This is a genomic window from Haloarchaeobius lipolyticus, assembly GCF_051208015.1.
Taxonomy (GTDB): domain Archaea; phylum Halobacteriota; class Halobacteria; order Halobacteriales; family Natrialbaceae; genus Haloarchaeobius.
In genome coordinates, this window is sequence record NZ_JBPKGF010000002.1 from 1145135 (window position 1) to 1168765 (window position 23631).

The window sequence follows — 23631 nt, forward strand, 5'->3', positions numbered from 1 at the left end:
GCTAGACCGACGCGCTGTCGAGAATCTCCGGCTCGATGTAGACCTTCTTCACGTCGTCGTCGTGTGCCTGTAGCTCGCGTTCGATGGCCGTGATAGTGTCGTCCATCTCCTCGGTATCCATGTCCGCGTCGAAGGCCACGTCGGCCGTGACGATGAGCCGATTCGGCCCGAAGTAGACGGTGCGGAAGTCTTCGACCTTCTGGACGCCAGCGTAGTTCGCGACGATGTTCCGGAGCGGGTCCTCTTCGTCCTTGGGAAGCGACTCGCCGAGCAGGAGACGTTTGTTCTCCCACGCGAGCGCGATGGCGAAGCCCATCAGCATGAGGCCGATGAGGAAGGCGGAGACGGCGTCGTAGATGCTGTTTCCGGTGACGCGCGTGAGGTAGACGCCGAACAGGGCGATGCCGGCGCCGCCCATCGCGATGGTGTCCTCGGTGAGGGCCGTGAGCGTCGTCACGTCGCTGGTCTTCTTGAACGCCTCGCGGAGACTGGTCCAGCCGTGTTTGTCCATCTGGAGCTTCATCGCCTTGTACGCCTTCGCGAACGCCCAGGCTTCGAAGACGATGGCGCCGATGAGCACGGCGTAGTTGACCCAGACGCTGGGGAAGGTGAAGCCCAGCAGGGTCGCCTCGGAGACCTTCGGCGGGTGCGGGTGCATGATCGCGTTGTAGCCGTGTTTGGCGGACTCCCAGCCGGCGATGCCGAACAGCAGCACGCTGACGAGGAACGAGTAGAAGAACTGTGCCTTGCCGTACCCGAACGGGTGGCTCCGCGACGCCTCCTTTCCGGAGTAGCGGATGCCGACGAGCAGGAACACCTGATTGCCCGTGTCGGAGATGGAGTGATACGTCTCTGAGAGCATCGCGGCCGACCCCGTGAGGAGGAAGCCGATGAACTTCAGAATCGCGATGGCGCCGTTGGCGATGAGCGCCGCGATGACGACGGACTTGCTAGAGGCCATTCAGGTACAGTCGCTCGGGCCAGCGAAAAAGCGCTTCCGTTCTCTGGCTGATACGTCCGCCCGTCTCGATGGCGACGAAGTCGGTTCAGGCCGGGACGTACGTCCAGGTCGAGCCGTCCTCACCGGGACCGGAGACACCGGGAAGGTGGGGCAGGCGTGGTCGGACGAACTCCCACCAGGCCTCGGGGTCGTCGTAGCCGGCGCGGTACTTCGGGTAGACCTCCGTCTTGAACCCGTCGGCGGTGACGACGTCGGCGTCGGAGAGGTGTTCCCACGCGGCCCGGATCGCGTCTCGTCGCCAGTCCACCATCATCTCGCTCACGCCAGGTACCTCCATCTCGGCGACGATCTCGTCGACGGCCTCCTCGTGGCTGACCGTCGGTTCAGCGCCGCTTCCGCCGTCGTCCGTTCCGGCGAAGTACGCGTCCAGTGTCACCTCCTCCGCCCGGAGCTCTTTCACCGATAGGTCGCCATCGGCGACGAGTTCCTCGAGGACCTCGACCGCCGTGTCGGGCGGGAGGTCGGTCTCTCGGGCGACCTCGGCCGCCGTCCGAGGGGCACCGTCGTCGAACGTCGCGAGGACGACCGCCTCTACGACCCGCCGGGTGCTCCCGTGACGCTCGCGCTCTTTCGACATACATCACAGTTCTGAGGCAGACACCAAACCGTTTTTTGTCCGACGAAAATCACGTCACCCCTCACCCCGAAGGGAGCGTATGCTCGTCGTCTGCTCAGACACACACGCGTCCGACGCGGAGGCACTCACCGGACGGACACTCGAAGCCGTCCGCGAGGCCGACCTCGTCGTCCACGCCGGCGACTTCACGACGACCGATGCCCTCGACGGGTTCCGCGAAACGGCACCCCGCTTCCTCGCGGTCCACGGGAACGCCGACGCCCCGGACGTGAAGGGCCGACTTCCCGAATCGCGGATGTTCACCTACGGCGGCGTCCAGTTCGCCATGACGCACCGTCGCGACGGCGGCGACACGGGGCTCAGGATGTTCGGCCGCGAGAAGGGGGCGACGGTGGTTGTCTCCGGCCACACGCACAGACCGCGATTCGTCCAGACCCCAGACGTGGCGCTGCTCAATCCCGGCAGCCACGCCGACCCGCGGGGCAATCGACCGGGACACGCCGAACTGGAGGAGACGGACCGAGGGCTCGATGGCCGGCTCGTCCAGCCGGACGGGACGGTGTTCGAACGGTTCCGTATCGAGCGACTCGACGATGACGGCGCCTGAGGAGGGTCGCAGTCCTGCGTCTCACGTTGTGTGCGAAGGTCGCCGGAAGAATGGGGACCGAAGGGAGGCGTCGGTGTCTCATGCCAGACTCCCTGTCCCCGGCGACTCTCGACGGCTGGAGGGCCGAATCCCCGGGGTGCATGTAGAACGAGCGCCGACATATCAATAGAGCTACCGCTAGCTGAAAGAGCTATTTTATCGAAAGCGTGGGGGCCGGTCCGAGCCGCTAGCGACCGCTCTGTTCGGTGTACCAGTAGGCGAACACGGCGACGAGGACGAGGGCGCCGCCGAGGAAGAACGTGACGCCGGGGCCGATGGCGGCCTGCGTCGCATCTGCGGCGGCGCCGGCGGCCTGTGAGGTGGTCTCGACCACCGTCGTGGTGGTCGTCGTGTTGTTGGCGTTGCCCGCGACGGTCCCGCCACCGGGCGCGGGGGCAGGACCGCCGGTCGGGAGGTCGCCACCGCCGAACAGCGAGCCGTCACCGAAGAATCGTTCGACGAGCCACGCACCGACGCCGAGCAGGCCGAAGGCGGCAAGCAGCCGCGAGAGCGCCGCCCTCAGCCCCGACGACTCCTCTTTCTTCCCCGCGAATACGACGAGGGGCTGGTTCGACGGCGCGTAGACCTTCATCTCGCGTCCTTTCGCGGAGTAGGCGGTGTCGACGACCTCGATGATGTCCGCGTCTTCGAGCTTGTCCAGGTGGTACTGCGTGTTCTGGAGCGATGTATCGACTCGGTCGGCGAGGTTCGACGGTGTTCCCGGCTCGTCGTGGAGCGCGGTGAGTAGTTTACGGGCGGTCGCGGACGACAACGCCCCGATGAGGTCGTCGGCGTCTTCGCTGTCGAGACCGATGACGCGCGGCTCTGCGTCTTCGGCCGCCGACGTGTCCGGGGTGGAGGGCAACAGGTCGGCCATATGTTGGGCTAGGTAGTGTTTGGCATGAAGGTTTGTATATGTTTCCCGTAACGACCGGCGAAACCCATATACCACGTGGTCGTGAATTTATTCGTATGCTTACACCGGTCCCAGCGCAGTTCGGCGGGCTCTTCGACGACCCGTTCACGCTCGCGGTCGTCGGATTCCTGCTCGTGCTCATCTTCTTCTTCTACCTGATGTTCCGGAAGACGATGCTCAGCTTCCGAGAAGGGATGAACAAGGGCTCGGGACGGAACCGCTGACCGGCCGAAGTCGTCGTTCCTCTCAGAGCGCTCCAGCGACTCGTTCTACCGCCTCCGCGATGTCCGACTCGTCGACGTTCCAGTGGGTACAGAAGCGCGCCGTGTACTCGCCGAACTGGACACCGAGCACGTCCCGTTCTTCACACGCGTCGAGGAACTCGCCAGCGGTGACGCCGGCGTCCTGGGTGTGGACCAGCACGATGTTCGTCTCCGGTTCCGGGACGCGGAGCCCCGAGACACCGTCGAGTCCCGCCGCGAGGGCTTTCGCGTTCTCGTGGTCGTCGGCGAGTCGCTCGACGTTCGAGAGGGCTCGCAGACCGGGGGCGGCGACGATTCCCGCCTGCCGCATTCCGCCACCGAGCAGCTTGCGGTTCCGGCGCGCCCGCGCGATGAACTCCTCGCTTCCGGCGAGCATGGAGCCGACCGGGGCACCGAGCCCCTTCGAGAGACAGAACATCACGGAGTCCACGGGGTCGGTCAGCTCGGTCACCGGCACGTCCAGCGCGACGGCGGCGTTGCAGACGCGGGCTCCGTCGAGGTGGACCGGCACGTCGTGTTCGTGGGCAGCCTCGGCTGCGGCGGCGATCTTCTCGGGCTCGATGGCGATACCGCCTTTGGCGTTGTGGGTGTTCTCGAGGGTCAGGAGCCCCGTTCCCGCGGTGTGGAGGTCCTCCTCGACGTAGTTCTCGTGGACCTGTTCGGGCGTCGGCACGCCCCGGGAGCCCCCGTCGAGCATCTTGACCTGGAGCTGCGAGAGCTGTGCGAAGCCGCCTAGCTCCCACTTGACGACGTGGCTCTGACGTTCCGTGAGTACCTCCTGTCCGCGGTCGGTGTGTGTCCGCGCCGCGAGCTGGTTGCCCATCGTGCCGGACGGGACGTAGAGCGCGGCCTCCTTTCCGACCAGCTTCGCTGCCTCGGCTTCGAGTTCGTTGACCGTCGGGTCCTCACCGTAGACGTCGTCGCCGACGACGGCGTCGCGGGCGGCCTCGCGCATCGCCTCGTCGGGCTTCGTGACCGTATCACTACGAAGGTCTATCATACGCGGGGATTCAGTGGCGGGTAGCAAATAGCCGGTGGTCGTCGTCGCGTCCAGCCGCGACGGGCGACGTCGTGCTTCATGGCGGCACCGGTCCCGGCAGTATTTCGTATCGAAAACCGTAAACGACCACCACCACGACAGAGGAGACATGGACCCACGAGTTCGCGAACACGCACAGATCATCGCCAGCCACTCCGCCGAACTGAGTGAGGGCGACAACGTGGTCATCGACGCCCACCCGGTCGCCGAGGACCTGGTGACGGCCCTGTTCGAGGAGTGTGCCGACGTGGGTGCGAACCCGCTCTCCATCAGCCAGCGGACGGGCGACCGTTTCCGGCGCGCCTACCTCCGCAACAGCGACGACACCGACTTCGACCTGCCGAGCCACGAGATGGCGCTGTTCGAGGAGATGGACGTCTACGTCGCCATCCGAGCCGGTGCGAACATGACCGAGGAGTCGGATATCGACCCCGAGGTCCTCGCCGAGTACGAGAAGGCCCGTCGCCCGCTGCTCAACGAGCGACTCTCGAAGACGTGGGTGCTGACGCAGTATCCGGCCGCGGCGAACGCCCAGCTCGCGGAGATGAGCACCGAGGGCTACGAGAACTTCGTCTGGGACGCCGTCAACAAGGACTGGGACGAGCAGGGCGAGTTCCAGCAGCAGATGGTCGAGATTCTCGACCCCGCCGACGAGGTCCGTATCGTCTCCGGCGACACGACCGACGTCACGATGTCCGTGAAGGACAACATCACGCTCAACGACACGGGCAAGAACAACCTGCCCGGCGGCGAGGTCTTCACCGCGCCGGTCCCCGACTCCGTCGAGGGCGAGGTCCTGTTCGACAAGCCGCTCTACCACCAGGGACGCGAGGTCACCGGCGTCCGACTCGTCTTCGAGGGCGGAAAGGTCGTCGAGTACGAGGCCGAGAAGAACGCGGACGTCCTCGAGGGCGTGCTCGAGGCCGACGAGGGCGCGAAGCGCCTCGGCGAGCTCGGTATCGGCATGAACCGGGACATCGACATCTTCACCTACAACATGCTGTTCGACGAGAAGATGGGCGACACCGTCCACATGGCCGTCGGACGAGCCTACGACGCCACCGTCGGCGAGGGCAACGAGCAGAACGAGTCGTCGGTCCACGTCGACATGATCGTCGACATGAGCGAGGACTCGTACATCGAGGTCGACGGCGAGGTCGTCCAGCGGAACGGGACCTTCAGGTTCGAAGAGGGGTTTGAGGAGTAGGGTGATTCGGAGCGAGCGAAGCGAGTGAGAATCACCTCATTCCGAACGGGGAGCGAGTGGGAGACGCGACCGCAGGGAGCGTCTGCAACACCTGAACGGCGAGCGAAGCGAGCCGTGAAGGGGCGACCCGTGAGGAGTAGCGAGGTTCGGAGCGAGCGAAGCGAGTGAGAACCTCGGAAGGCGAGCGGCGTAGCCGCGAGCAGTAGGGAAGTTCTGAGCGTAGCGAAGAACTTCCAGAGACGAACGGAGAGCGAAGCGACCCGTGAGGAGCAGGGTGCGTTTCGGAGCGAGCGAAGCGAGTGAGAACCTCGGAAGGCGAGTGCTGGAGCCACAACAGTCGTGGGCACAGAACTGTTTTCGTCGTCGGTTTCCGATGAGTCCTGACTCGACGCCGGAACCACAACGATTACCTCGACGAGTGACAGATACCCGTGCTCATGCCGCCCGAGGAGAGTCCCACGGTAGACGACGCGTACGATAAGCTAGCCCGGACGTACGAGGTGCAGGAGGAGGACCCCTACTGTGCGGACCTGGAATTTCCCGCGACGACGGACCTCATCCCGGACGTAGCGGGCAAACGGGTCCTCGATGCGGGTTGTGGGCACGGCCGGTACGCGGAGTGGTTGCTCGAGCGGGAAGCGGACGTGGTCGCTGTCGACAGGAACGCCGGGATGCTCGAACGGGCGCGACGACGGCTCGGTGACCGTGCAGCAGTTCACCAGGGCGACATCTCCGAGCACCTCGAGTTCGCCGCCGACGGGACGTTCGACGGTGTCGTCTGCGGCCTTTCGCTCCACTACGTCGAGGACTGGCGAGAGTGCTTCACCGAGTTCGCTCGCATCCTCCGCCCGGGCGGATTCCTGGTGTTCTCGGCCCAGCATCCAGTCGACGAGTACGTCGCGTTCGACGCCGAGGACTACTTCGAGGTCGAACGAAAGGTGATGACGTGGTCGCCCGGCGGTGAGGAGATCGACGTTCCGTTCTACCGTCGACCCTTCTCTGAGGTCGTCAACCCGCTCCTCGAGTCCGGGTTCCGGCTGGACGAACTGGTCGAACCGAGACCGACAGCGGGTTTCGCGGAGAAGAAGCCTGAATCCTACGAGAAACGGATGACGTACCCGACGTTCCTGTGTGTTCGTGCATCGAAGTCCGAGCGGTGACAGTGTGTCGAGGTCGCTCTGTGGACGAGAGGGAGTGACCTTCGTGTGCTATTCCGTCAGGGGGCTTCGTCTCTCTCGCCGAACTCTCGCTCGAATATCTCGGCATGCGTCAGCGTCCCGACGCTGGCGGCAGCAACCGCGACGTGCATCAACACCAGCAGGCCGAGAACTCCCGGGCCGACGCCGGCCGCCATCGTCGGAGCGACGGCGAAAATCGGCACCAGGGAGAGCAGGAGGACGGCCGCAGCGACGACCGTGAACGTCCGGTCGGTCTCGTCGACGACGCGGTCGAGGACCGCGTAAACGGCGGTGGCCGCGAGGGCGCCGACCGCCGAGGCGGTGACGACGGAGCCGATGCTCAGCGGCTCGAAGCCGGCCGGAATCGCGACGAACCGGTCTCCGAGCACGAGCAACAGGGTGTTCACGATGACTGCGATACCTGCGCCCGTTGCCCCCCGTTCGAGGATGGCGCGAAGCGGCTGGAACGACTTCGCTGGGGCACGGACGGTGGTTGTTGCCATGGGGCACTGTACGGTATCTGGTGCGATAACGTTACCCAGAACTCCTATCGAACCTGAAACTCGGGTACGGTGAGGATACACTGGTGAACTACTCCTCCCCACAAAAACTCTAGTTAATGAGTAACTCGGAGTTCCATATCTGCGGGACCGGTCACTCGCGCTGTTCGTACAGCACCCGCCCGACGAACGACTGTTTCACCTCGCCGTCCTGGTTCGACGTGACGACACGGCTTCGAACGAGGCCGACGCCGGGGCGGTAGTCGGCCTGTTTCTCGACGACTTCGACTTCGACGCCGAGTTCGTCGCCAGGACGGGTCGGATTCGGCCAGCGGAGCTCGTCGACCCCGACCGCGCCGAGCGCCGCCGTCCCCGGAAAGATGCCGTCGACGAGCAGGCGCATCGTCATCGAGCCGGTGTGCCAGCCGCTGGCGACGAGTCCGCCGAAGAGGGACCCTTCCGCGGCCTCCGGGTCCGTGTGGAACGGCTGCGGGTCGTACTGCTCGGCGAAGTCGACTATCTCCTCGTCGTCGACCGCGTAGGTGCCGTACTTTCGCGTCTCGCCGACCTCGAGGTCCTCGAAGTACTCCATGGGCTCACCACGCTGGGTCGAGTGAAAAATGCCCGGTGGGTCGCCGGAATGGGACCGTCGGGTCACTCGCGGTCGTCGTAGGAGGTCACACCGGCGAACTCGAAGCGGGCACCGCCGTCGGTTCCCTCGACGAGCGAGACCGACCAGCCGTGCGCCTCGGCGGCCTGTTCGACGATGGCGAGGCCCAGCCCCGTGCCATCCGTCCGGGAGGTGTTCCCGGCTTCGAACACCTGGCCGCGGGCAGTCTCGGGGATGCCGATTCCGTCGTCCTCGACGAAAAAGCCATCCGGCAGGTCACCGACGGTGACTCGGATCGGCCGGTCGGCCCGGTCGCCGTCGTCGCTACCGTTGGCTCCAGAGGTCGACCGTCCGGCGCCGGAGAGACGTTCCGGTTCGACGGTGTCACTGCTCGCGGTCTGGTCGCCCGTGGAGCCGTGCTCTACGGCGTTCCGGTAGAGATTCTCGAGGACGGTGAGCAGGCGGCTCCGGTCCGCCTCGATGTGCCGGCTCGTCTCCACGGCCAGCACTGCGACGTCGGTATCGACCGTCTCCCACGCCTCGAGCGCGGCCGACCTGAGGTCGACGCCGTAGGGGTCCATCGTGCCCTGTTTCGAGCGTGCGAGCGACAGTGCGTCCTCGATTATCTCCTCCATCCGTTCGGTCGATTCGCGGATCGCATCCAGCGAGTCGTGTTCCATCTCCTCCGCCAGTAACTCGGCGTGCCCACGAGCGACCGAGACGGGATTCCGGAGGTCGTGAGAGACGAGCCCGGCGAACTGGTCGAGCTGCTGATTCATCGCCTCGAGCTGGCGTTCGCGTTCGATTCGCTGGGTGACGTCGCTGAGGACGACGAGCGTCCCGGTGCTCCGCTCGTCCGTGGTCGTGAGCCGCATCGCCGTGACCTCGAACACTCGTCCGTCGGGATGGTCGACCTCGATGGGGAGGTCGAGAGAGAGTGCCTCGTCGAGCGCCGTTTCCCAGTCGGGGAACGGCGTTTCGAGTTCGCTTCCGCGGATACCGGCCCCGAACAGCTCCCGAGCGGAGCGGTTCCCGTCGACGACGACACTGTCGGGGTCGAGGACGAGGACGCAATCGTCGAGTTCTTCCAGGAGCCGGTCGCGTGCGACTGGAACCAGCCGAAACAGGCCGAACCGGGAGAGGGCGAGCCCGATGATGAGGACGCTCACCGAGAAGGCGACGGGCGTCAGGTTCACGCCGTACAGCGCTCCCGTTGCGAACAGGCTCGCGATACTCACCGCGAAGGGGAACAGCCCGGCCACGAGGACGGCACCGGCCTGTCGCCGGGTCTGCCCACGGGACCCGACGTACAGCCTTGCGAGCACCACCACTGCGAGGAGGTCGAGCAGAATGGTGTAGACCACGAACAGTAACAGCACGGGACCGGGCGTCGCCTCGACCAGCGAGTACCCGTCGACGGTGACGAGCTCGACGTTTCGGAAGGCGAGCTCGTGGCCCTGCCCGGTCAGGACCAGGACGAAGGTGACCACCGGGACGACCGACAGTGCGGCGATGGACTTGCGCGTGACGTAGTCGCGGTACCCGGTGTACGTAAGCGCGAACACCGGCCACGCGACCGACATGACGGTGATAGCGAACCAGACGACGACGGCCCAGAGGAACTTCCCCTGTTCCGGGCTGCTCGTCAGCTGGAGGCTGTAGGCGAACGCCCACACCGCCGCCGACCCCGAGACGACGGCGAACTCGGCCGCCGACCGGACCCGGGCGGTCCCCCGGAGCAACAGGAGGATGTAGGCGGTGATCCCCGTGCTGACCGCTGCGGAGACCAGCAATGCAGCGAAGAGCACGTCCACGAACCCCATCAGATAGCTCTACGCCTCAGTACAGTGGTTGCAGTGATGAAGCTATTGACCGCTCTGGGGAGAAGACTCGTTCTGGCCGCCCAAACCGGGGCTGACCGGCGAATGACCTGCTGGTTCTGAGAGGACGTTCGGTTACGTTCCGTCGACGGTGCTCCGGTTCAGGAACGGTCTCTCGACCGGCTCATCCGGTCGAGACGAGATAGACGGAGACGACGGCGAGTCCGATGCCGGCCAGCTTCCGTGCCGACGCCGGCTCGTTCAACACGACGATACCGAGCGCCGAACTCGTAACGAGGAACATACCGAAGATGGGCGAGACGACGCTCACCGGGCCCAGCGACAGCGCCTTGTAGTACGCGAGGATGCCGACGGCGAGGCAGAACCCCGCGGCGTAGACGTAGCCCGCCTTCGGGTGGGTGAAGTACTCGGTGGGGTCACCCTGGTTGAACGCGACGACGCCGAGCGTCAGCAGGACGAGGACACCGTTGCCCATCAGGGTCGCGACGTTGCTCGGAATCGGCGAACTGCCGTTCGTTGCGATGCTCATCAGGGGCGCGACCAGCGTGTACGCCGCGAGCGCCAGCGCGGCCCAGAGGAGATAGCTCATGCACCGGATTCAGTGGGGCAGGTGGCTAACGGTTTCGAAGTACGAGGCACCCGAAGAGGTTTGTCGAGTTACGGCCAAGTCGCCGTATGTACGAGAGCGCCCTCCCGCAGCACGGCTACATTCGTGTCACGCTCGCGTTCCTGGCGTACGCGTTCTGCGCCCTCTTCGTCGCCGTCGCCGCCGCCGAACTCGGCGCCACGGGCCAGCAGGCAGTCTACGTCTTCATCGTCGCCGCCCTGGCGCTGCTGAAGTGGTTCCTGCCGGTCTTCAGGCGGTTGGTGCCTGGTTCTGTCGGGAGCGAATAGGCTCTGGACGGTTTGTCTCTCAGGAGTACAGGATAGGAGTTCTTGAAGCGAGCACGATGGGAGTCCCGTGAGTGGAACGAACGGGATGGTTCGAGACGGCGGAGCCGTCTCGTCATGCCGAAAATCTTTGATTTTCGTGCACTACATCGTGTGAGTGAGGCGAAGTCGAACGAGCACGATGGGATTTGAACCCACGGCCATCGGATGTCTTCCCCCACCACAGGAAGTGTGTGGGGATAGAAGTCCGACGCTCTAATCCAGGCTGAGCTACGTGCCCTCGAACCAGCGTACGGCCCCCTCGTAAAAAAGAAGTAGGGATTCATTTCCTCCCCTGCGTGTGAACGATTCACAGTTCTGTCGGGCGTTCTCACCTCTACTTTCCCTCGGACGGAACGTGACGCTCAGGTCACAGACGATGTCATGCTCGCCGAGGGCTGGGCCGACAGGCCACCTTCGACCGGGTTGCTGGTCGAACCCGTCTAACCGTCTAACCGGTACAGCGACGTCACGAACGGCAAATAGGTGAACATGACGAGGCCAATAGGCAGGCCGATGATGGAGGCACAGAACGCCCACGCGACGTTCGCCCAGAGCAGGCTGAGCCACCAGCCGACGAGGAGGAAGTAGACGGCCCGGACCAGCAGCGACGACTGTTCACTGCCTCCGGCCTCGGGGTCGAGCGGCCGCTTTCGCTCCCGGAGCGTCAACAGCCACGGGACGCGGTTGATGAGCTTGATACCGAGCGGGATACCGACGACGGTGACGTTCAGGAACCACGCGACGTTGATGGCGAGGAAGGTGAGCCACCAGCCGACGAGGAGGAACCAGACCGCACGGACGAGCAGTGAGCGAGCCATGCTGTTGGAGAAGTCGGGTGACACGAAAACGGTGGCGGGCGACCTGGTGGCCGCCGGACTGGACGCGTACCAGAGCGGTGGCGTTAAGCCGCCGTCACGAATAGGGTCGGCCGATGACCGTCATCGGAACCGTCGGCCTCCCAGGCAGTGGCAAGGGCGAGGCGGCGAAGGTCGCCCGCGAGCACGACGTCCCAGTCGTGACGATGGGCGACGTCATCCGGCAGGAGTGTCGCGACCGCGGGCTCGACCCGGCCGAGCACCACGGCGAGATAGCGCAGGCGCTCCGCGAGGAGAACGGCCCGGACGCCATCGCGCAGCGGTCGCTGCCCATGATCCGCGAGTACCTCGAATCGCACGAGACGGTGCTCGTCGACGGGCTCCGCTCGGGCGTCGAACTCGACTGTTTCTCCGAGGCGTTCGGCGACGAGTTCGTCCTCGTGAGCATCGAGGCACCGTTCCAGATCCGCAAGGAGCGTATCTCCGAGCGCGGCCGCGACAAGGGCGCCGACGAGGGCGGCGAAGGGCTCGAAGCCCGCGACGAGCGCGAGCGCGGCTTCGGGATGGACGACGCGATGCGACGGGCCGACCTCGTCATCGTCAACACGGACACGCTCGAGGCGTTCCGGACGAGGATAGAGGCGCTGCTGGAGGGTGGCCCCGAAGCCGCCCGCGAGGTCGAGACGTGATCTACAGCGTCGACGTGCAGGTGACCGCACCGGTCAACGACACCGAGGTCACCGACCGGGTTCGCGACGCCATCACGAACCTGTTCCCCGAAGCCGAGGTCGAGGAACACCCCGGCGAGCTCATGGCGACGACCCACCAGCTGGAACACTTCTCCGAGCAGCTCCACAAACAGGAGATTCTGGACACCGCCCGCGGCCAGTTCTTCGAGGGGCAGGATGGCGATACGTTCGAGTTCTCGCTGAAGAAGCAGGCGGCCTTCCAGGGCAAGGTCAACTTCGCGGTCGGCAAGCCCGACGAGCTGGGCGACATCCACGTCCGCGTCCGGGTGACGGACCCGACCGTCGAGCAGTTCGTCGACTACCTGGCGCCGCCGACCGAGGACGGAAAGCCGATCCAGCCGGACGACGAGTCGTAACCCCACACCACCGGAACCGTCTTCTCGCCCACCCGAGAACCGGGCACCTACGATGCCCACGGCAGTCTTCTTCGACCTCGACGGGACCGTCGTCGAGTTCACCCGCGACTACGGAGAGATACTGGTGGAGACGTTCGACGAGTGTCTCGACGCCGTCGATGCGGGGGAACTCACGGAACGCTACGACGAGGCCTTCTTCGCCCGGTTCGAGGCCTGCGAACCGGAGCCGGTGCTGGGGGCGATGCAGGCAGTTCTCGACGAAACGGGACAGGACGGCGACCCGCACGCCCTGCGCGAGACCCTCCACGAGAAGGAACTCGCGACGACGCACGTCTCCGACGAAGCTCGCGCCCTCTTCACCGCACTCGGTGAGCGTCACCACCTCGGCGTCCTCACGAACGGGGTGCCGGACTGGCAGCGGAGCAAGCTCGCCCACCACGACCTGCTCGAGACGTTCGACACCGTCGTCGCCTCCTACGAGGCCGCGGCGCACAAACCGGATTCGCGGGTCTACGACCTCGCCCGCGAGCGCGCACCCGACGACGTGGACCAGTTCGTCATGGTCGGCGACGATTACGAGCCGGACGTCGCGGGAGCCCGGGAAGCCGGTTTCCAGGCTGTCCACCTCGACCGGGCCAGCGAGGGTGCACGGGTCGAGAGCCTCGGAGAACTGAGAACGCTGCTTGGGCTGCTGTCCTGAGTCGCAGACCCGCCCCCGAGACTTTGCCCTGCCGTCACGTGGCACCACTATGGACGAGCACGAACCGGTCTCGCTGGACGACGCCTTCGCCGCGCTCGACGACCATTGGTCTCCCGAGATAGCCGCCGAGCTGAACGGCCAGGCGGTCAAGGTCGCGCGGGTCGAGGGTGAGTTCGTCTGGCACCACCACAACGACGCAGACGAGCTGTTCTTCGTCCGGTCGGGCGAGCTTCGAATCGAGTTCCGCGACCGCGACGACGTGACGCTCGAACCGGGCGAGCTACTGGTGGTTCCGGCCGGCGTCGAACATCGGCCGGTCGCGCCGGTCGAGACCGAGCTGTTGCTGTTCGAACCGGCTGAAACGCGCAACACCGGGAACGTCGAGAACGAGCTGACGCACGAGCCGGAGCGCTGAGTGAGAGCGGCCTCAGTCGAATCCACTCACCACCGTCGCGAGCCACTGCGCCGGGTCGCTCCGGTACCGGACCTCGACGGCGTCGACCCACTTCACCCACTGGAAGCCGCGTCGCCCCGGTGCGACCAACCGCACCGGGAAGCCGTGCCCGTGGCTCAGCCGGTCGCCGTCGACGTGAGTCGCCAGTAGGGCGTCCCGCGCCTCCGCCATCGGGAGGCTCCAGCGGTAGCCCGTCACGGACCGGAACCGGACCCAGCCGGCGTCCTGGTCGGCCTCCGCAGCGTCGAGCAGGTCACCGACCCGGACGCCCTGCCAGTCGTGTTCTGAGTACCACCCGCTCGTACAGTCGAGCAGCGCCCGCGATTCGCTCCCGCCCGGAAGCTCGTCGGCCGCGAGTTCGAGCGGCGTCTCGACCCCGCCACGGACCGAGAGCTGCCACGTGGACTCGTCGATGGGTTCGGGGTCGTCCGCGACCCAGCTCGTCACCGGGAAGGCGTTGCCGTCGTCGCTGCCTGCTTCTCGCGAGCCGGTGAACCGCCGCGAGGGAACGAGTTCACTCGCGAGACCCTGCTGGAGCCGCCAGACCACGGCACCGCCGACGAGCAGTCCCCCGACCCGGAGGGCCTGCCGTCGCTCGCGGATGGTCTCGCGGTCGGGCAACCGGAACCGCGCGAGCAGGTGAACGAGGAGGATGGGAACCACGAGTGCGCCGAGGTAGCCGTGCAGGACGAGCAGGGTGAGACCCGGAACCGGTGACGTCGCTCCGAGCGTCCACGCGATGCCGGTGAGGAGCGCCGCGATAGCGACCAGCGAGAGGAGGAGGGAGACGCCGACCGTTCGGGTCAGCCGTCCCCGGAGCCGACGCCAGACCCGCCGGAACTTGAAGCCGAGCAGGACGACGAGGACGAGGCCGACGACGCCGTGGACGACGAACAGCCAGCCGTCGTCCGAGCGGGCGGTGAGGCTCCAGAGGCCGGTCACGCCCTCGACCAGCACCGCCACGAGGATGGCCGCGTCGACCACGCTCGGGTCCGGGGAGAATCTCGCACTCGTCGCGTCCGGAGAAAGAGACGAGTCGGTAGGGCCTGACGCGCCCGTAGAACGAGGCCGGTCGGGACCGGTAGAGCCGCTCATCTGACGATGGTAGGAACTGGTGAGGGATGAACGTGCGGACGAACGTAGTTCTGCGGGGCCGTCAGCGAGCGTTCAGCACTCGTTGACCTTCTGCAGCTCCGCCTCGCCGGCCTGCTTCTGCTCGTCGGCTTCGAGCAGGTTCCCGTCGTCTGCGGCCTCGGTCGCTTTCTCGAAGTGGTCCGCAGCTGCGATGAGGTGGTCGGTCTGACAGCGCGAGCGGTCGAGGTGGGCCGAGACGTCGTCCGGAGCGTCGTCGGGGATGCCGCTGAACTGCTCGTCGGCGGCGGTGAACCGGGCTTTCGCGTCGCTGATGGCGGCGTTCGCCTCGTCGTACTCCCGGGCTTCGAGGTGGTCTTTCGCGGCCACCAGGTGCTCGCGGCCGAGCAGGATCTCCTCGTAGCCGGTCGCGAGTTTGAGGAAGCCGTTCACGAGAGCGGTCAGTTTCGTCAGGGCCGGTTCGACGCGCCCGAACTCGACGGCGTCGACGGCCTCGAGCCGGGCCGGGTCGATGGCTTCGGCGGCCTCGTTCGCGGCCGTGACGTGTTCGTCTGCCGCTGCGACCTGGGACTTCGCGTCGCGGACCATCGTGAGCGCCTTCTCGTAGTTCTCGGCCTCGACGGTCGACTGTATCTCTTCGAGGTGCGCGTTGGGGTTCTCGCCCTGGAACGTCGAGACGATGTGGGCCATCGATTCCATGACGGTCGCGAGGTGGCGAAGCGTCTCGATGTCCTTCTGTTGTTCCGCCGTCGCCGTCTCGCTGGCCGCGTCGAGTTCCGTCCGTGCGAGGGAGACGACCTCGAGCGTCCGCTCGACGTCGAACTCGACGCTTGCGGGGTCCTCCTCGAGCGACTGTTCGGTCTCGGAGAGCTTGAAACCGACCTTGTTGAGGGCGCTGACCGCCTCCTTGACGTGGTTCTCTGCCCGTTCCTCGGGTGTATCGGTTCCCTGGTTCGCACCGTCGGAGTCTGCGCTGTTCCCACCGCTCGACCCTCCAGCGGCCGTTCCCGGTGCATCCTGGCACCCGGCGACCGACGCCGCCGCACCCACGGCGAACGTCCGGAGGTAGTCGCGTCGCTTCATGCACGGTACTTCTGCCCATCACTATTGACGCTTTGGGCTCAGACGTGGACCGTTTATACGTCGCGGTGGGTCTGCGTCGCGCGAAGCCTCTACTCACACCAGCACTTTCACGACCCCGAACAGCACCAGGACGCCGAGCACGTCGCACGTGTTGGTGACGACTGGGATGACCACGTCGTCGGGATCGAGCCCGAGCCGGTAGGCCGCGTAGGTCGCAGCGAGCGTCACGGCGATGGCGAGCACGGCGAGTACCGCGCCCGAACTGAACGCGACCGTCACGACCGTGCCCGGACCGAGCACCGCACCGACAGTGACGCTGGTCAGGACCCACGCGCCCAGTCCGACGACCGGGAACACAGAGAGCCCGAGCGCGACGGTCGCGATGGCGTTGCCGACGAGGGTCGGGTCGGTCGGGTCGAACGAGACGGTGCCCAGGTGGACCGCGGTCGAGAGCCGGGCGGCGAGGATGGAGCCGAGGTTCCCGGCGGTCCCGATGGTCACGGGGACGAGGACGAGTAGCGAGGGCTTCGCCAGCAACGTGTCTTCGATGCTTCCGAGGACGAGCCCGGAGGCGATTTCGACGGTCGAGAGCGCGAGCAGGAGCGGGAGCATGGCCCGCGAGATGTCGCGGACGGTCCACTGCTCCGGCATCTAGCCGCCTCCGAGGCCAAGGACTATCTCGACGGCGAGCAGGAGGAACGCGACCCCGAAGACGTCGCCCGTGGTCGTGACGAGCGGGCCGACCAGCGTGTCCGGATTGTGCCCTCGACGGAACCCGAGGAAGACGACGCCGACCACGGCGACCGTCAGCGCGACGCCCGAGAAGACGCCCGCGAGCGCGGCGATGGCCAGCAGGGTCGGAAGCGTGGTGACCTGCCCCGACGGTAGCAGCGAGAGGACGACGTAGACCGCGGTCGCGGCGAACAGACTGACGAAGACGCCGTTGGCGAGGGCGGCCGCGATGGCACCCCGCAGGCGGTCGTCGGAGAGGTCGACGTACGGGTCGACGAGACCCTGGTGGAGGCCGGTCGCGAGGCGGGCTCCGAGCGACCCGTAGACGTTTCCACGGGTCGCGAGCAGGGCTGGAACGAGCACGAGCAGGCCGTCGACCTGGCCCAGCTGGTCGCGCATCCCACCAAGGACGATGCCCGCGAACAGACCGCCGACGACGCTGGCGGCCAGCGCTGGCACCGCCTCGCGGTAGGCCTCCCGGGCGACGTCGCGGACGCTCATGTCCGTCGAATTGCAGGCCGGCGAGATAAAAGGCAGCCTCCCGGACGGTATCGACGTAGCAGTGAGAATTCAGGCGACTCCCCAACCAGATACCCACGCCAACTTTCACGATACCGTGACACTCTGCCAGGTTTATTGCACGCCTCGAAAAAAGGCGGGTGATGAGTCGTCTGTCGCCGCTTCGTATCGTCGAAACAGGCAGCTTCGTGCTCGCGGCACTCGCCGCCGTTGCGAGCCTCCGTATCGGTGTCGTCGGGGTCGGCTCGGCCATCGTGGGGATGTTCCCCATCTCGCTCGCCGCGCTCGCCATCGGCTTCGCGGCCAGCGGAGCCGTCTCGGTCCAGGCGAACCAGCCCGAACGTGGACTCGGTTCGTTACTGGGTCTGAGCGGGTTCTTCTTCTACACCGTCGCCAAGCGTCACTGGTACGGGACCGCGACCGTCGTGTCGGTCGCGACGGTCCTCGTCGTGGCCTACGTCGCGGTCGAGTCCGACCGCGTGAGCGAACTGGCCGGGTCGCTCCCCTTCGGCGACGGCCACGGCGACAAGCGCGACGACTGAACGCGCCGACGTCCGCCGGTGAGCAGTCCCATCCACCGCCGGTCGGCAGTTTTTCGACGGCCTGCGTCGTCGGTCTCCGCATGACCGCGACCGACCGCGACATCCTCCTCACCAACGACGACGGTATCGACGGCGATGGCCTCGCCGCTCTCCGCGAGGAACTCACCGAGCTCGGAACGGTGACCGTCGTCGCACCCGCCGACAACCAGTCCGGCGTCGGCCGGAAACGTTCGCGCTACACGACCCGACGCGAGCACGAGTGGGGGTACGCCATCGGCGGAACACCGGCGGACTGTGTCGCCTACGCCCTTCGCGGCCTCGACACCGACTTCGACCTCGTCGTCTCCGGCTGCAACTACGGGCCGAACATGGGTGCGTACGTCCTCGGCCGGTCCGGGACGGTCGGCGCCGCGATGGAAGCGGCGTTCCTCGGGACCCCCGCGGTGGCGGTCTCGGCCTACCACGACGTCGAGTTCTTCACGCGCCCACCCGAGGAGTACGACTTCTCGACGCCGGCGCGGATCGCCCGCGAACTCGTCGCGGACTGCCTTGCCGCAAACGTGTTCGACCAGGTCGACGTCCTCAACGTCAACGTCCCGTGTGACGCCTCGGACCCCAGGGTCAGGGTCACCCACGCCCACGGTGACTTCGACGTGCGGGTCGAGCACCGGGACCCGGCGGAGGCCGACCCGGACGACCCGCCCATCGCGGTCGGCGACGACGAGGAGCTCGTCACGCTCTGGGACAAGTTCTGGCCGCACGTCGAGGGCTACGAGAACCCACTGACGGACGTCGATGCAGTGCGCGAGAACTACCCGGTCGGTAGCGACCGCCGGGCCGCCATCGACGGTGAGGTGAGCGTCTCGCCGCTCTCTGCACCACGAGAGCCCGCTCATCACGAGACGCTCGACGCCATCGTCGAGCGGTTCAACGCCCAGTGAGGACCCGTTTCGCACGCTGACAGCTCGTTCGCGTTACTTCTCCAGCCTGGCCCTGTAGTAGACGTCGCCGTCGTGAGCCTCGGCCACCGACCACGGCGTCCCGATGCAGGCGTCCCGGAGACGCCCCGGCGAGAGCAACAGAAAGTGGAGCGTCCGTCCCACGAGTCGTTCACCGTCGCGGTCGTACTCGAAGTGAAACGTCCGGTGGGCGACGCCCTCGCGCGGGTCTGGGCGGTAGCCGAGCATCCCGTCGGGGTCGTCGAGCCGGTCCGGGTCGTAGCTATCGACGACGGCGCTCGCGTCAGCCCCCGTGACGCGCGCGAACTCGGCGAGCAGCGCTCGGACGCCCGGCACCGAGCCACCGAGACAGAGCTGGGTTCCGTTGCAGAGGAGGCCCCCGAACGCGCCGTCAGGGTAGGGCATCTGGAACATGTCCGCGACGTGGACACCGTCGACGCCCCGTTCCCGCGCGGCTTCGACTGCACCGGGGCTCACGTCGAAGGCGGTCACGGGCACGTCGCGGCCCCGGTAGAACAGCGCGTACTGGCCGCTGCCGCACCCTACGTCGAGTACCGGGGCGTCGAGGGACAAGAGCAGGGCCTCGGTCCCGGGGTCGACGTCCGACAGGTCGCGAAAGTAGTTCTCGCGGACGTGTCCGTCGACCGTGTCTCGCCCATCCACGTACCGACACTCCCCGCGCAGGCTGCCACGCTGGTAGTCGAGCATCGCCATCCCCAGTGGGTCTGCTATCATGGGCCTAGGCAGACAACGACACAGCCAATAACTCTGTAATGATGGGTGGTAACATCTAGCGTCGAGGTGTGCTATCGCCGCGTGCCAGCACCGCCAGCACGCTCACCAGTCCGAGCGCGCCTGCGAGCGCTACGAGCAACAGGGCGAATGCGGCACGGAATCCGGCGACGTCCGAGACGATGCCCACCGCCGCGGGGGCGACCGCGCCGACGCCCATGATAGCCGTCCTGACCACACCGAGCGCACCGCCGGCCACCGAATCCGGAATCAGTTCGACGAGGTAAGCGCCGCGGACCGGCCGGAAGCCGTGGCTCCCGAGGCCGAATGCGACGACCGCCACGCCCAGAACCAGCGGTCCGGCATCGGGGACTGCGACGACCGCCGCGAGCCCGGTTGTCGCCAGTCCGAGCGTCGCACCCACGACGACCAGCCGCCCGACCCGGTCGCTCACGTCACCGGTAACGACCTGCACGAGACTGACGAGGAACAGCCCGGAGTAGAGCGTCCCGGCGAGTTCAGGTGAGAGACCAGCGGCCTCCTCGAGGTACAGCGGCAGGAACGCGACCGCGCCGTTGTAGGTGAACGAGAACAGGACCGTGACGGCGACGAAGCCGAGGAACCACCGGTCGGCGAAGAGCGTCTGATACGCGGAGAGCCCTCGCTCACCCTCGCCCGTCTCCGTCGGGTCGGGAACGCGCCGCGGAACGCGCCAGGCGAACAGTACGGCGAGGACGAGGCCGGTGAGCCCGCCGGCGAGGAAGACGGCGTGCCATCCCGGGCTCCCGGCCGCGAGCGCGGCGACGACGGCCGCTGGTGCGACCACTCCACCGAAGGCACCGAGGGTGTCCATGACGCCGAGCGCCCGGCCCGTCCGGTCGCGGTAGATACGCGAGAGGAGCCCGACAGAGACCGTCTTGTGGGCGCCGGTCCCGACGCCGACGAGCACCATCGCCGCGACGAGACCGACGAACGGCAGGTGCAGAGAGAGGACGAGTGCGCCGAGTGCCGCGAGGACGGCTCCGGCGGTGACGACGCGCACCCCGCCGACGCGGTCCGCGAGGGCGCCCGAGGGGAACTGCATCGCGGCGTAGGCCAGCATCAGGGCCGTGAAGGCGCTCCCGACGACGGCGTTCGAGACGCCGTAGCCGTCTCTCAGGGTCCCGAATAGCGGTGGGAACGCGTAGCGAAGGAACTTCGCGAGGAACCAGATGACCGCCGTCAGCGCGAGGGCGTCGAGCTGTGCGAGTCGCGAGCGCACGCGAGCTTACCCGAACGGACCGCCGCCGCCACCGAAGCCGCCCATACCGCCCATGCCGCCGTCACCGCCCTGTTTCTGCATCTTCTTCATCATGCGCTGCATGTCGCCGTCCATCCCGCCCTGGAACTGCTTGAGGGTGCGCTCCATCATCTTGTGCTGCTGGAGCAGTTCGCGGACCTTCTCCTCGGGCTGGCCGGAGCCGCGGGCGATGCGTTCGACCTGCTTCTGGCCGACGCCGCGCGGGTTCTCCATCTCGTCGTCGGTCATCGAGTCCATGATGACCTCGAAGCTGCGCATCCGGTCCTGGGTGACGTCCATCGCGTCGTCGGGCAGCTGGTCCTTGATGCCGCCGCCGAAGCCCGGAATCATGTCCATGATCTGGTCCAGCGGCCCCATCTTGTTCATGGCGTCCATCTGCTTCTTCATGTCCTTCAGGGTGAAGTTCCCCTTCAGCATGTCCTCGGGGTCCCAGTCGTCCTCGTCGTCCTCCTGGGTCTCCTGCATCGCCTGCTCGACGCGGGTGACGAGCGACTTGAGGTCGCCCATACCGAGCAGCCGGGAGATGAAGCCCTCGGGCTCGAAGCGTTCGATGTCGCGGACCTCCTCACCCGTCCCGAGGAAGGCGATGGACGAGTCCGTCTCGTTGACGGCGGCGAGTGCACCACCACCCTTCGCGGTACCGTCGAGCTTCGTGATGACCACGCCGTCGATGCCGATGGCCTCCTCGAACTTCTGGGCCTGCTCCTTCGCGGACTGACCCATCGCGGCGTCGATGACGAGCAGGTTCTTGTCGGGGTTGGCGACGCCCTCGATGCGCTCTATCTGGTCGATGAGCTCCTGGTTCAGGCCGTCACGACCGGCCGTGTCGACGATGCGGATGTCGGCGTTCTTCGTCGCTTCCAGTCCGTCGCGGAGGATGGTGAGCGGGTCGTCGGCGTCGTCGTCGCCGTAGAAGTCGACCTCGGCGCGACGCGCCATCTCCTTCGACTGGTCGTAGGCACCGGGGCGGTCGGTGTCCGTCTGGATGATGGCCGGCCGAAGGCCCTTCTTCGAGAACCACCACGCCATCTTCGCCGCGGTGGTCGTCTTCCCCGACCCGTACAGGCCGGCGAGCATGATGGTCTGTTCTTCGAGGGGAAGCTCGGTCGACTCGCCGACGAGGGCCACCAGCTCCTCGTAGACGATGCGGAGTACGAAGTCGCGCGCCGGCGTCCCCTTCGGGGGCTCCTCTTCGAGGGCACGCTGTTTGATGTTGTCCGAGAGCTCCATCACCAGGGAGACGTCGACGTCCGCTTGCAGGAGCGACCGCTGGATCTCCTTGACGATCTCCTCGACGTCCTCCTTCGAGATTCGGGACTTCCCGCTGAGCTTGTCGAGTGTGCCCCGCAGGGATTTGCCCAAGTCGTCGAGTACCATTTACTGTCCGTTAGTGGAGTCGCGCGTTAAAGCCTTTTTCTCGGGGCTCGGGTCGGAACGCCCCGGTCGTCAGGCGCGAGAACTGGAGCGGTCGACAGCGAGTCGGGAGACGAGGACGGGGGCACCGACGGTCCAGCCGCCGAGGACGGCCGTCAGGAGCACCGTCACGACGACGTGGGGCGACCAGGCGTACGCCGCCACCCAGATTACGCCGAGCGGACCGGCAGCCAGGAGCGCCGGGACGATACCGAGGGAGCGAGACGGTCTGACTCGCATCCAGACGTAGCCCGCACCCGTCGCGGCTCCCAGCCACTGGCCCGCGCTCCACACCGAGCCGGTGGGCTCGAGCGCCGCCGCGACGACGGCTATCCCGCCGAGTACGGCCGCGAGGCCGAACACCTTCGTCGGGTCGTCGTCGCCGACCCAGATGGCCGCGCCCAGGAAGGCGAGTCCAGTGGCCACACCGACGACCAGGTCGACGAAGAAGTGGACGCCGAGGACGAGCCGCGAGACCGCGATGACCCCGATTCCCAGGGACGCAACCCCCCAGCGAGTCCGCGAGCTCCCGACCGAGAGCTTGTACGCGAGGGCACAGAAGACGGCGGTGGTCCCGAGCGCGTGACCGCTCGGGAAGCCGTACCCGGTCCCGGTCGTGAGGTTCCGGAACAGTCCAGCGAGCGCGGATGGCAGCCACTCTGGGATGGTCACCGTGTCGGCGCCCGGCGGCCGAGGGAACCGGTAGGCGTGTTTGAGCACGTCGGTTAGAGCGAACGCGCCGTAGGCAACTGCGACGACGAACGCACCGTCGGCGGGGCGTTCGACGATGCCACGGCTCGCCCCGAGCAGATAGACGGCGGAGGCGACGAGGAGCAAGAACCACGGGTCGCCGAACTGTGTGACGAGGCCGAAGCCTAGCAGTACGGCCGTCGACTCGCTCACCACGGCCTCGACGATGCCCAGCGAGCGCTGGGAGAGTTCGAGGCTGAAGACCGCCGTCGCGACGATGCCCGCCGTGACCGCGAGGGTGACGAACAGCGTCAGCACCCCCCAGTGGTCGCGCGAAGCGGTGGTCATCGTACTAGCACCCCGGTCGAACGGGACGGTCTCTCGGTCATCGGTGGGTATTCGGTTGGATAATCGTCTTCACCGGGTAAAACCTCTGACCCCACGGTGGCAAAGGACACAGGTTCCGTACATCTTTATGGTATGTTGTGTCGTACCATGCATGGTGGCGAGGAGCCACACCTGTCATCCCACGTCCCGTCTCCATCCGTGCCAGCGAGGCGGGACGGCCTTCGAATCAGCGAGCGACTGGTCTCTCCATCCACGACTTCGACCTCCGATTCCGTCACATCGGAGCACCGACACTCTCTGGGTTCTCGCCGACTGCTGCGGCTCTTGCACCCGAAACGATGGCCTTGCACCGCTCGCTCTCGAATGGTGAGAACAGCCTGTAGAAGGATGGGGGAGCGGGCGAGTGAAAACTCGTC

General features: G+C 66.6%; 28 protein-coding genes and 1 tRNA gene. 11 read left to right on the plus strand and 18 right to left on the minus strand.

Features of this window, described 5'->3' with window-relative positions; genetic code table 11:
* Position 1 precedes the first annotated feature (1 nt).
* On the minus strand, positions 2–961 hold the full coding sequence (locus ACSC1Y_RS08770; protein WP_435334429.1) for a cation diffusion facilitator family transporter: 960 nt from the start codon (positions 959–961) through the stop codon (positions 2–4).
* 85 nt (positions 962–1046) lie between these two features.
* Entirely contained in the window at positions 1047–1598 is a 552-nt protein-coding gene (locus ACSC1Y_RS08775; protein ID WP_435334430.1) for a hypothetical protein, read from the minus strand.
* Between the two features lie 79 nt (positions 1599–1677).
* Here ACSC1Y_RS08775 and ACSC1Y_RS08780 point away from each other — a divergent pair, with 79 nt between their 5' ends.
* Positions 1678–2205, plus strand: coding sequence for a metallophosphoesterase (locus ACSC1Y_RS08780; RefSeq protein ID WP_435334431.1), 528 nt, complete (start codon positions 1678–1680; stop codon positions 2203–2205).
* Between the two features lie 226 nt (positions 2206–2431).
* Here the strand turns inward: ACSC1Y_RS08780 and ACSC1Y_RS08785 are convergent, their stop codons facing one another.
* Entirely contained in the window at positions 2432–3121 is a 690-nt protein-coding gene (locus tag ACSC1Y_RS08785; RefSeq protein WP_435334432.1) for an ArsR/SmtB family transcription factor, read from the minus strand.
* A 95-nt stretch (positions 3122–3216) separates the two neighbouring features.
* Between ACSC1Y_RS08785 and ACSC1Y_RS08790 the strand changes: the two genes are divergently transcribed.
* Positions 3217–3384: a DUF7859 family protein gene (locus tag ACSC1Y_RS08790; protein ID WP_435334435.1), complete on the plus strand. Its 168-nt coding sequence runs from the start codon at positions 3217–3219 to the stop codon at positions 3382–3384.
* A 22-nt stretch (positions 3385–3406) separates the two neighbouring features.
* On the opposite strand, the gene ACSC1Y_RS08795 is transcribed toward ACSC1Y_RS08790, so the two are convergent.
* Positions 3407–4423: a threonine aldolase family protein gene (locus tag ACSC1Y_RS08795; protein ID WP_435334436.1), complete on the minus strand. Its 1017-nt coding sequence runs from the start codon at positions 4421–4423 to the stop codon at positions 3407–3409.
* A gap of 148 nt (positions 4424–4571) precedes the next feature.
* Here ACSC1Y_RS08795 and ACSC1Y_RS08800 point away from each other — a divergent pair, with 148 nt between their 5' ends.
* Positions 4572–5669 carry an aminopeptidase gene (locus ACSC1Y_RS08800; protein ID WP_435334437.1) on the plus strand — a complete coding sequence of 366 codons (1098 nt, stop codon included), beginning with the start codon at positions 4572–4574 and terminating at the stop codon, positions 5667–5669.
* A 437-nt stretch (positions 5670–6106) separates the two neighbouring features.
* Positions 6107–6829 (plus strand): class I SAM-dependent methyltransferase, encoded by a 723-nt coding sequence (locus tag ACSC1Y_RS08805; protein WP_435334438.1) that lies wholly within the window; start codon positions 6107–6109, stop codon positions 6827–6829.
* A 56-nt stretch (positions 6830–6885) separates the two neighbouring features.
* Here the strand turns inward: ACSC1Y_RS08805 and ACSC1Y_RS08810 are convergent, their stop codons facing one another.
* The 4 genes from ACSC1Y_RS08810 to ACSC1Y_RS08825 form a co-directional block, all read right to left on the minus strand.
* Positions 6886–7350 (minus strand): DUF6069 family protein, encoded by a 465-nt coding sequence (locus ACSC1Y_RS08810; RefSeq protein WP_435334439.1) that lies wholly within the window; start codon positions 7348–7350, stop codon positions 6886–6888.
* A gap of 151 nt (positions 7351–7501) precedes the next feature.
* Positions 7502–7939: a MaoC family dehydratase gene (locus tag ACSC1Y_RS08815; protein ID WP_435334440.1), complete on the minus strand. Its 438-nt coding sequence runs from the start codon at positions 7937–7939 to the stop codon at positions 7502–7504.
* Between the two features lie 62 nt (positions 7940–8001).
* Entirely contained in the window at positions 8002–9780 is a 1779-nt protein-coding gene (locus ACSC1Y_RS08820) for a sensor histidine kinase (protein WP_435334441.1), read from the minus strand.
* A gap of 181 nt (positions 9781–9961) precedes the next feature.
* Positions 9962–10387 (minus strand): EamA family transporter, encoded by a 426-nt coding sequence (locus ACSC1Y_RS08825; RefSeq protein ID WP_435334442.1) that lies wholly within the window; start codon positions 10385–10387, stop codon positions 9962–9964.
* A gap of 86 nt (positions 10388–10473) precedes the next feature.
* Between ACSC1Y_RS08825 and ACSC1Y_RS08830 the strand changes: the two genes are divergently transcribed.
* Positions 10474–10692: a hypothetical protein gene (locus ACSC1Y_RS08830; RefSeq protein ID WP_435334444.1), complete on the plus strand. Its 219-nt coding sequence runs from the start codon at positions 10474–10476 to the stop codon at positions 10690–10692.
* 170 nt (positions 10693–10862) lie between these two features.
* Here the strand turns inward: ACSC1Y_RS08830 and ACSC1Y_RS08835 are convergent.
* Together ACSC1Y_RS08835 and ACSC1Y_RS08840 are read right to left on the minus strand one after the other, a co-directional pair.
* Positions 10863–10969: transfer RNA gene (locus tag ACSC1Y_RS08835), tRNA-Arg, on the minus strand.
* A 202-nt stretch (positions 10970–11171) separates the two neighbouring features.
* On the minus strand, positions 11172–11549 hold the full coding sequence (locus ACSC1Y_RS08840; protein ID WP_435334446.1) for a YccF domain-containing protein: 378 nt from the start codon (positions 11547–11549) through the stop codon (positions 11172–11174).
* A gap of 113 nt (positions 11550–11662) precedes the next feature.
* Here ACSC1Y_RS08840 and ACSC1Y_RS08845 point away from each other — a divergent pair, with 113 nt between their 5' ends.
* From ACSC1Y_RS08845 to ACSC1Y_RS08860, 4 genes are read left to right on the plus strand one after another with little or no spacing between them, the layout of a single operon-like run.
* The gene (locus ACSC1Y_RS08845) at positions 11663–12235 is read left to right on the plus strand and encodes an AAA family ATPase (protein ID WP_435334449.1); all 573 of its coding nucleotides are present in this window, start codon (positions 11663–11665) and stop codon (positions 12233–12235) included.
* Positions 12232–12651, plus strand: coding sequence for an RNA-binding domain-containing protein (locus ACSC1Y_RS08850; RefSeq protein ID WP_435334451.1), 420 nt, complete (start codon positions 12232–12234; stop codon positions 12649–12651). The genes ACSC1Y_RS08845 and ACSC1Y_RS08850 overlap by 4 nt, the downstream gene beginning before the upstream one ends.
* A gap of 52 nt (positions 12652–12703) precedes the next feature.
* A complete protein-coding gene (locus ACSC1Y_RS08855; protein ID WP_435334453.1) occupies positions 12704–13351 on the plus strand; it encodes an HAD family hydrolase in 648 nt (215 codons plus the stop codon).
* A gap of 49 nt (positions 13352–13400) precedes the next feature.
* The gene (locus ACSC1Y_RS08860) at positions 13401–13766 is read left to right on the plus strand and encodes a cupin domain-containing protein (RefSeq protein ID WP_435334455.1); all 366 of its coding nucleotides are present in this window, start codon (positions 13401–13403) and stop codon (positions 13764–13766) included.
* A gap of 12 nt (positions 13767–13778) precedes the next feature.
* Here the strand turns inward: ACSC1Y_RS08860 and ACSC1Y_RS08865 are convergent, their stop codons facing one another.
* The 4 genes from ACSC1Y_RS08865 to ACSC1Y_RS08880 all read right to left on the minus strand — a co-directional run bounded on the left by ACSC1Y_RS08865 (position 13779) and on the right by ACSC1Y_RS08880 (position 17213).
* Entirely contained in the window at positions 13779–14789 is a 1011-nt protein-coding gene (locus ACSC1Y_RS08865; RefSeq protein ID WP_435334457.1) for a molybdopterin-dependent oxidoreductase, read from the minus strand.
* A 183-nt stretch (positions 14790–14972) separates the two neighbouring features.
* Positions 14973–15980 carry a hypothetical protein gene (locus ACSC1Y_RS08870; RefSeq protein WP_435334459.1) on the minus strand — a complete coding sequence of 336 codons (1008 nt, stop codon included), beginning with the start codon at positions 15978–15980 and terminating at the stop codon, positions 14973–14975.
* Between the two features lie 93 nt (positions 15981–16073).
* The gene (locus tag ACSC1Y_RS08875) at positions 16074–16631 is read right to left on the minus strand and encodes a magnesium transporter (protein ID WP_435334461.1); all 558 of its coding nucleotides are present in this window, start codon (positions 16629–16631) and stop codon (positions 16074–16076) included.
* A complete protein-coding gene (locus ACSC1Y_RS08880) occupies positions 16632–17213 on the minus strand; it encodes a magnesium transporter (protein ID WP_435334463.1) in 582 nt (193 codons plus the stop codon). It lies immediately after the preceding gene.
* 161 nt (positions 17214–17374) lie between these two features.
* Here ACSC1Y_RS08880 and ACSC1Y_RS08885 point away from each other — a divergent pair, with 161 nt between their 5' ends.
* Both ACSC1Y_RS08885 and surE read left to right on the plus strand, forming a co-directional pair.
* A complete protein-coding gene (locus ACSC1Y_RS08885) occupies positions 17375–17773 on the plus strand; it encodes a hypothetical protein (RefSeq protein WP_435334465.1) in 399 nt (132 codons plus the stop codon).
* A gap of 80 nt (positions 17774–17853) precedes the next feature.
* The gene (surE, locus tag ACSC1Y_RS08890) at positions 17854–18714 is read left to right on the plus strand and encodes a 5'/3'-nucleotidase SurE (protein WP_435334466.1); all 861 of its coding nucleotides are present in this window, start codon (positions 17854–17856) and stop codon (positions 18712–18714) included.
* 33 nt (positions 18715–18747) lie between these two features.
* Here the strand turns inward: surE and ACSC1Y_RS08895 are convergent, their stop codons facing one another.
* The 4 genes from ACSC1Y_RS08895 to ACSC1Y_RS08910 form a co-directional block, all read right to left on the minus strand.
* Complete coding sequence (locus ACSC1Y_RS08895; protein ID WP_435334468.1) at positions 18748–19467, minus strand: class I SAM-dependent methyltransferase; 720 nt, start codon at positions 19465–19467, stop codon at positions 18748–18750.
* Between the two features lie 55 nt (positions 19468–19522).
* On the minus strand, positions 19523–20725 hold the full coding sequence (locus tag ACSC1Y_RS08900; RefSeq protein WP_435334470.1) for an MFS transporter: 1203 nt from the start codon (positions 20723–20725) through the stop codon (positions 19523–19525).
* Between the two features lie 6 nt (positions 20726–20731).
* A complete protein-coding gene (locus tag ACSC1Y_RS08905) occupies positions 20732–22141 on the minus strand; it encodes a signal recognition particle protein Srp54 (protein WP_435334472.1) in 1410 nt (469 codons plus the stop codon).
* A 69-nt stretch (positions 22142–22210) separates the two neighbouring features.
* Positions 22211–23215 carry a phosphatase PAP2 family protein gene (locus tag ACSC1Y_RS08910; RefSeq protein WP_435334473.1) on the minus strand — a complete coding sequence of 335 codons (1005 nt, stop codon included), beginning with the start codon at positions 23213–23215 and terminating at the stop codon, positions 22211–22213.
* Between the last annotated feature and the right edge of the window lie 416 nt (positions 23216–23631).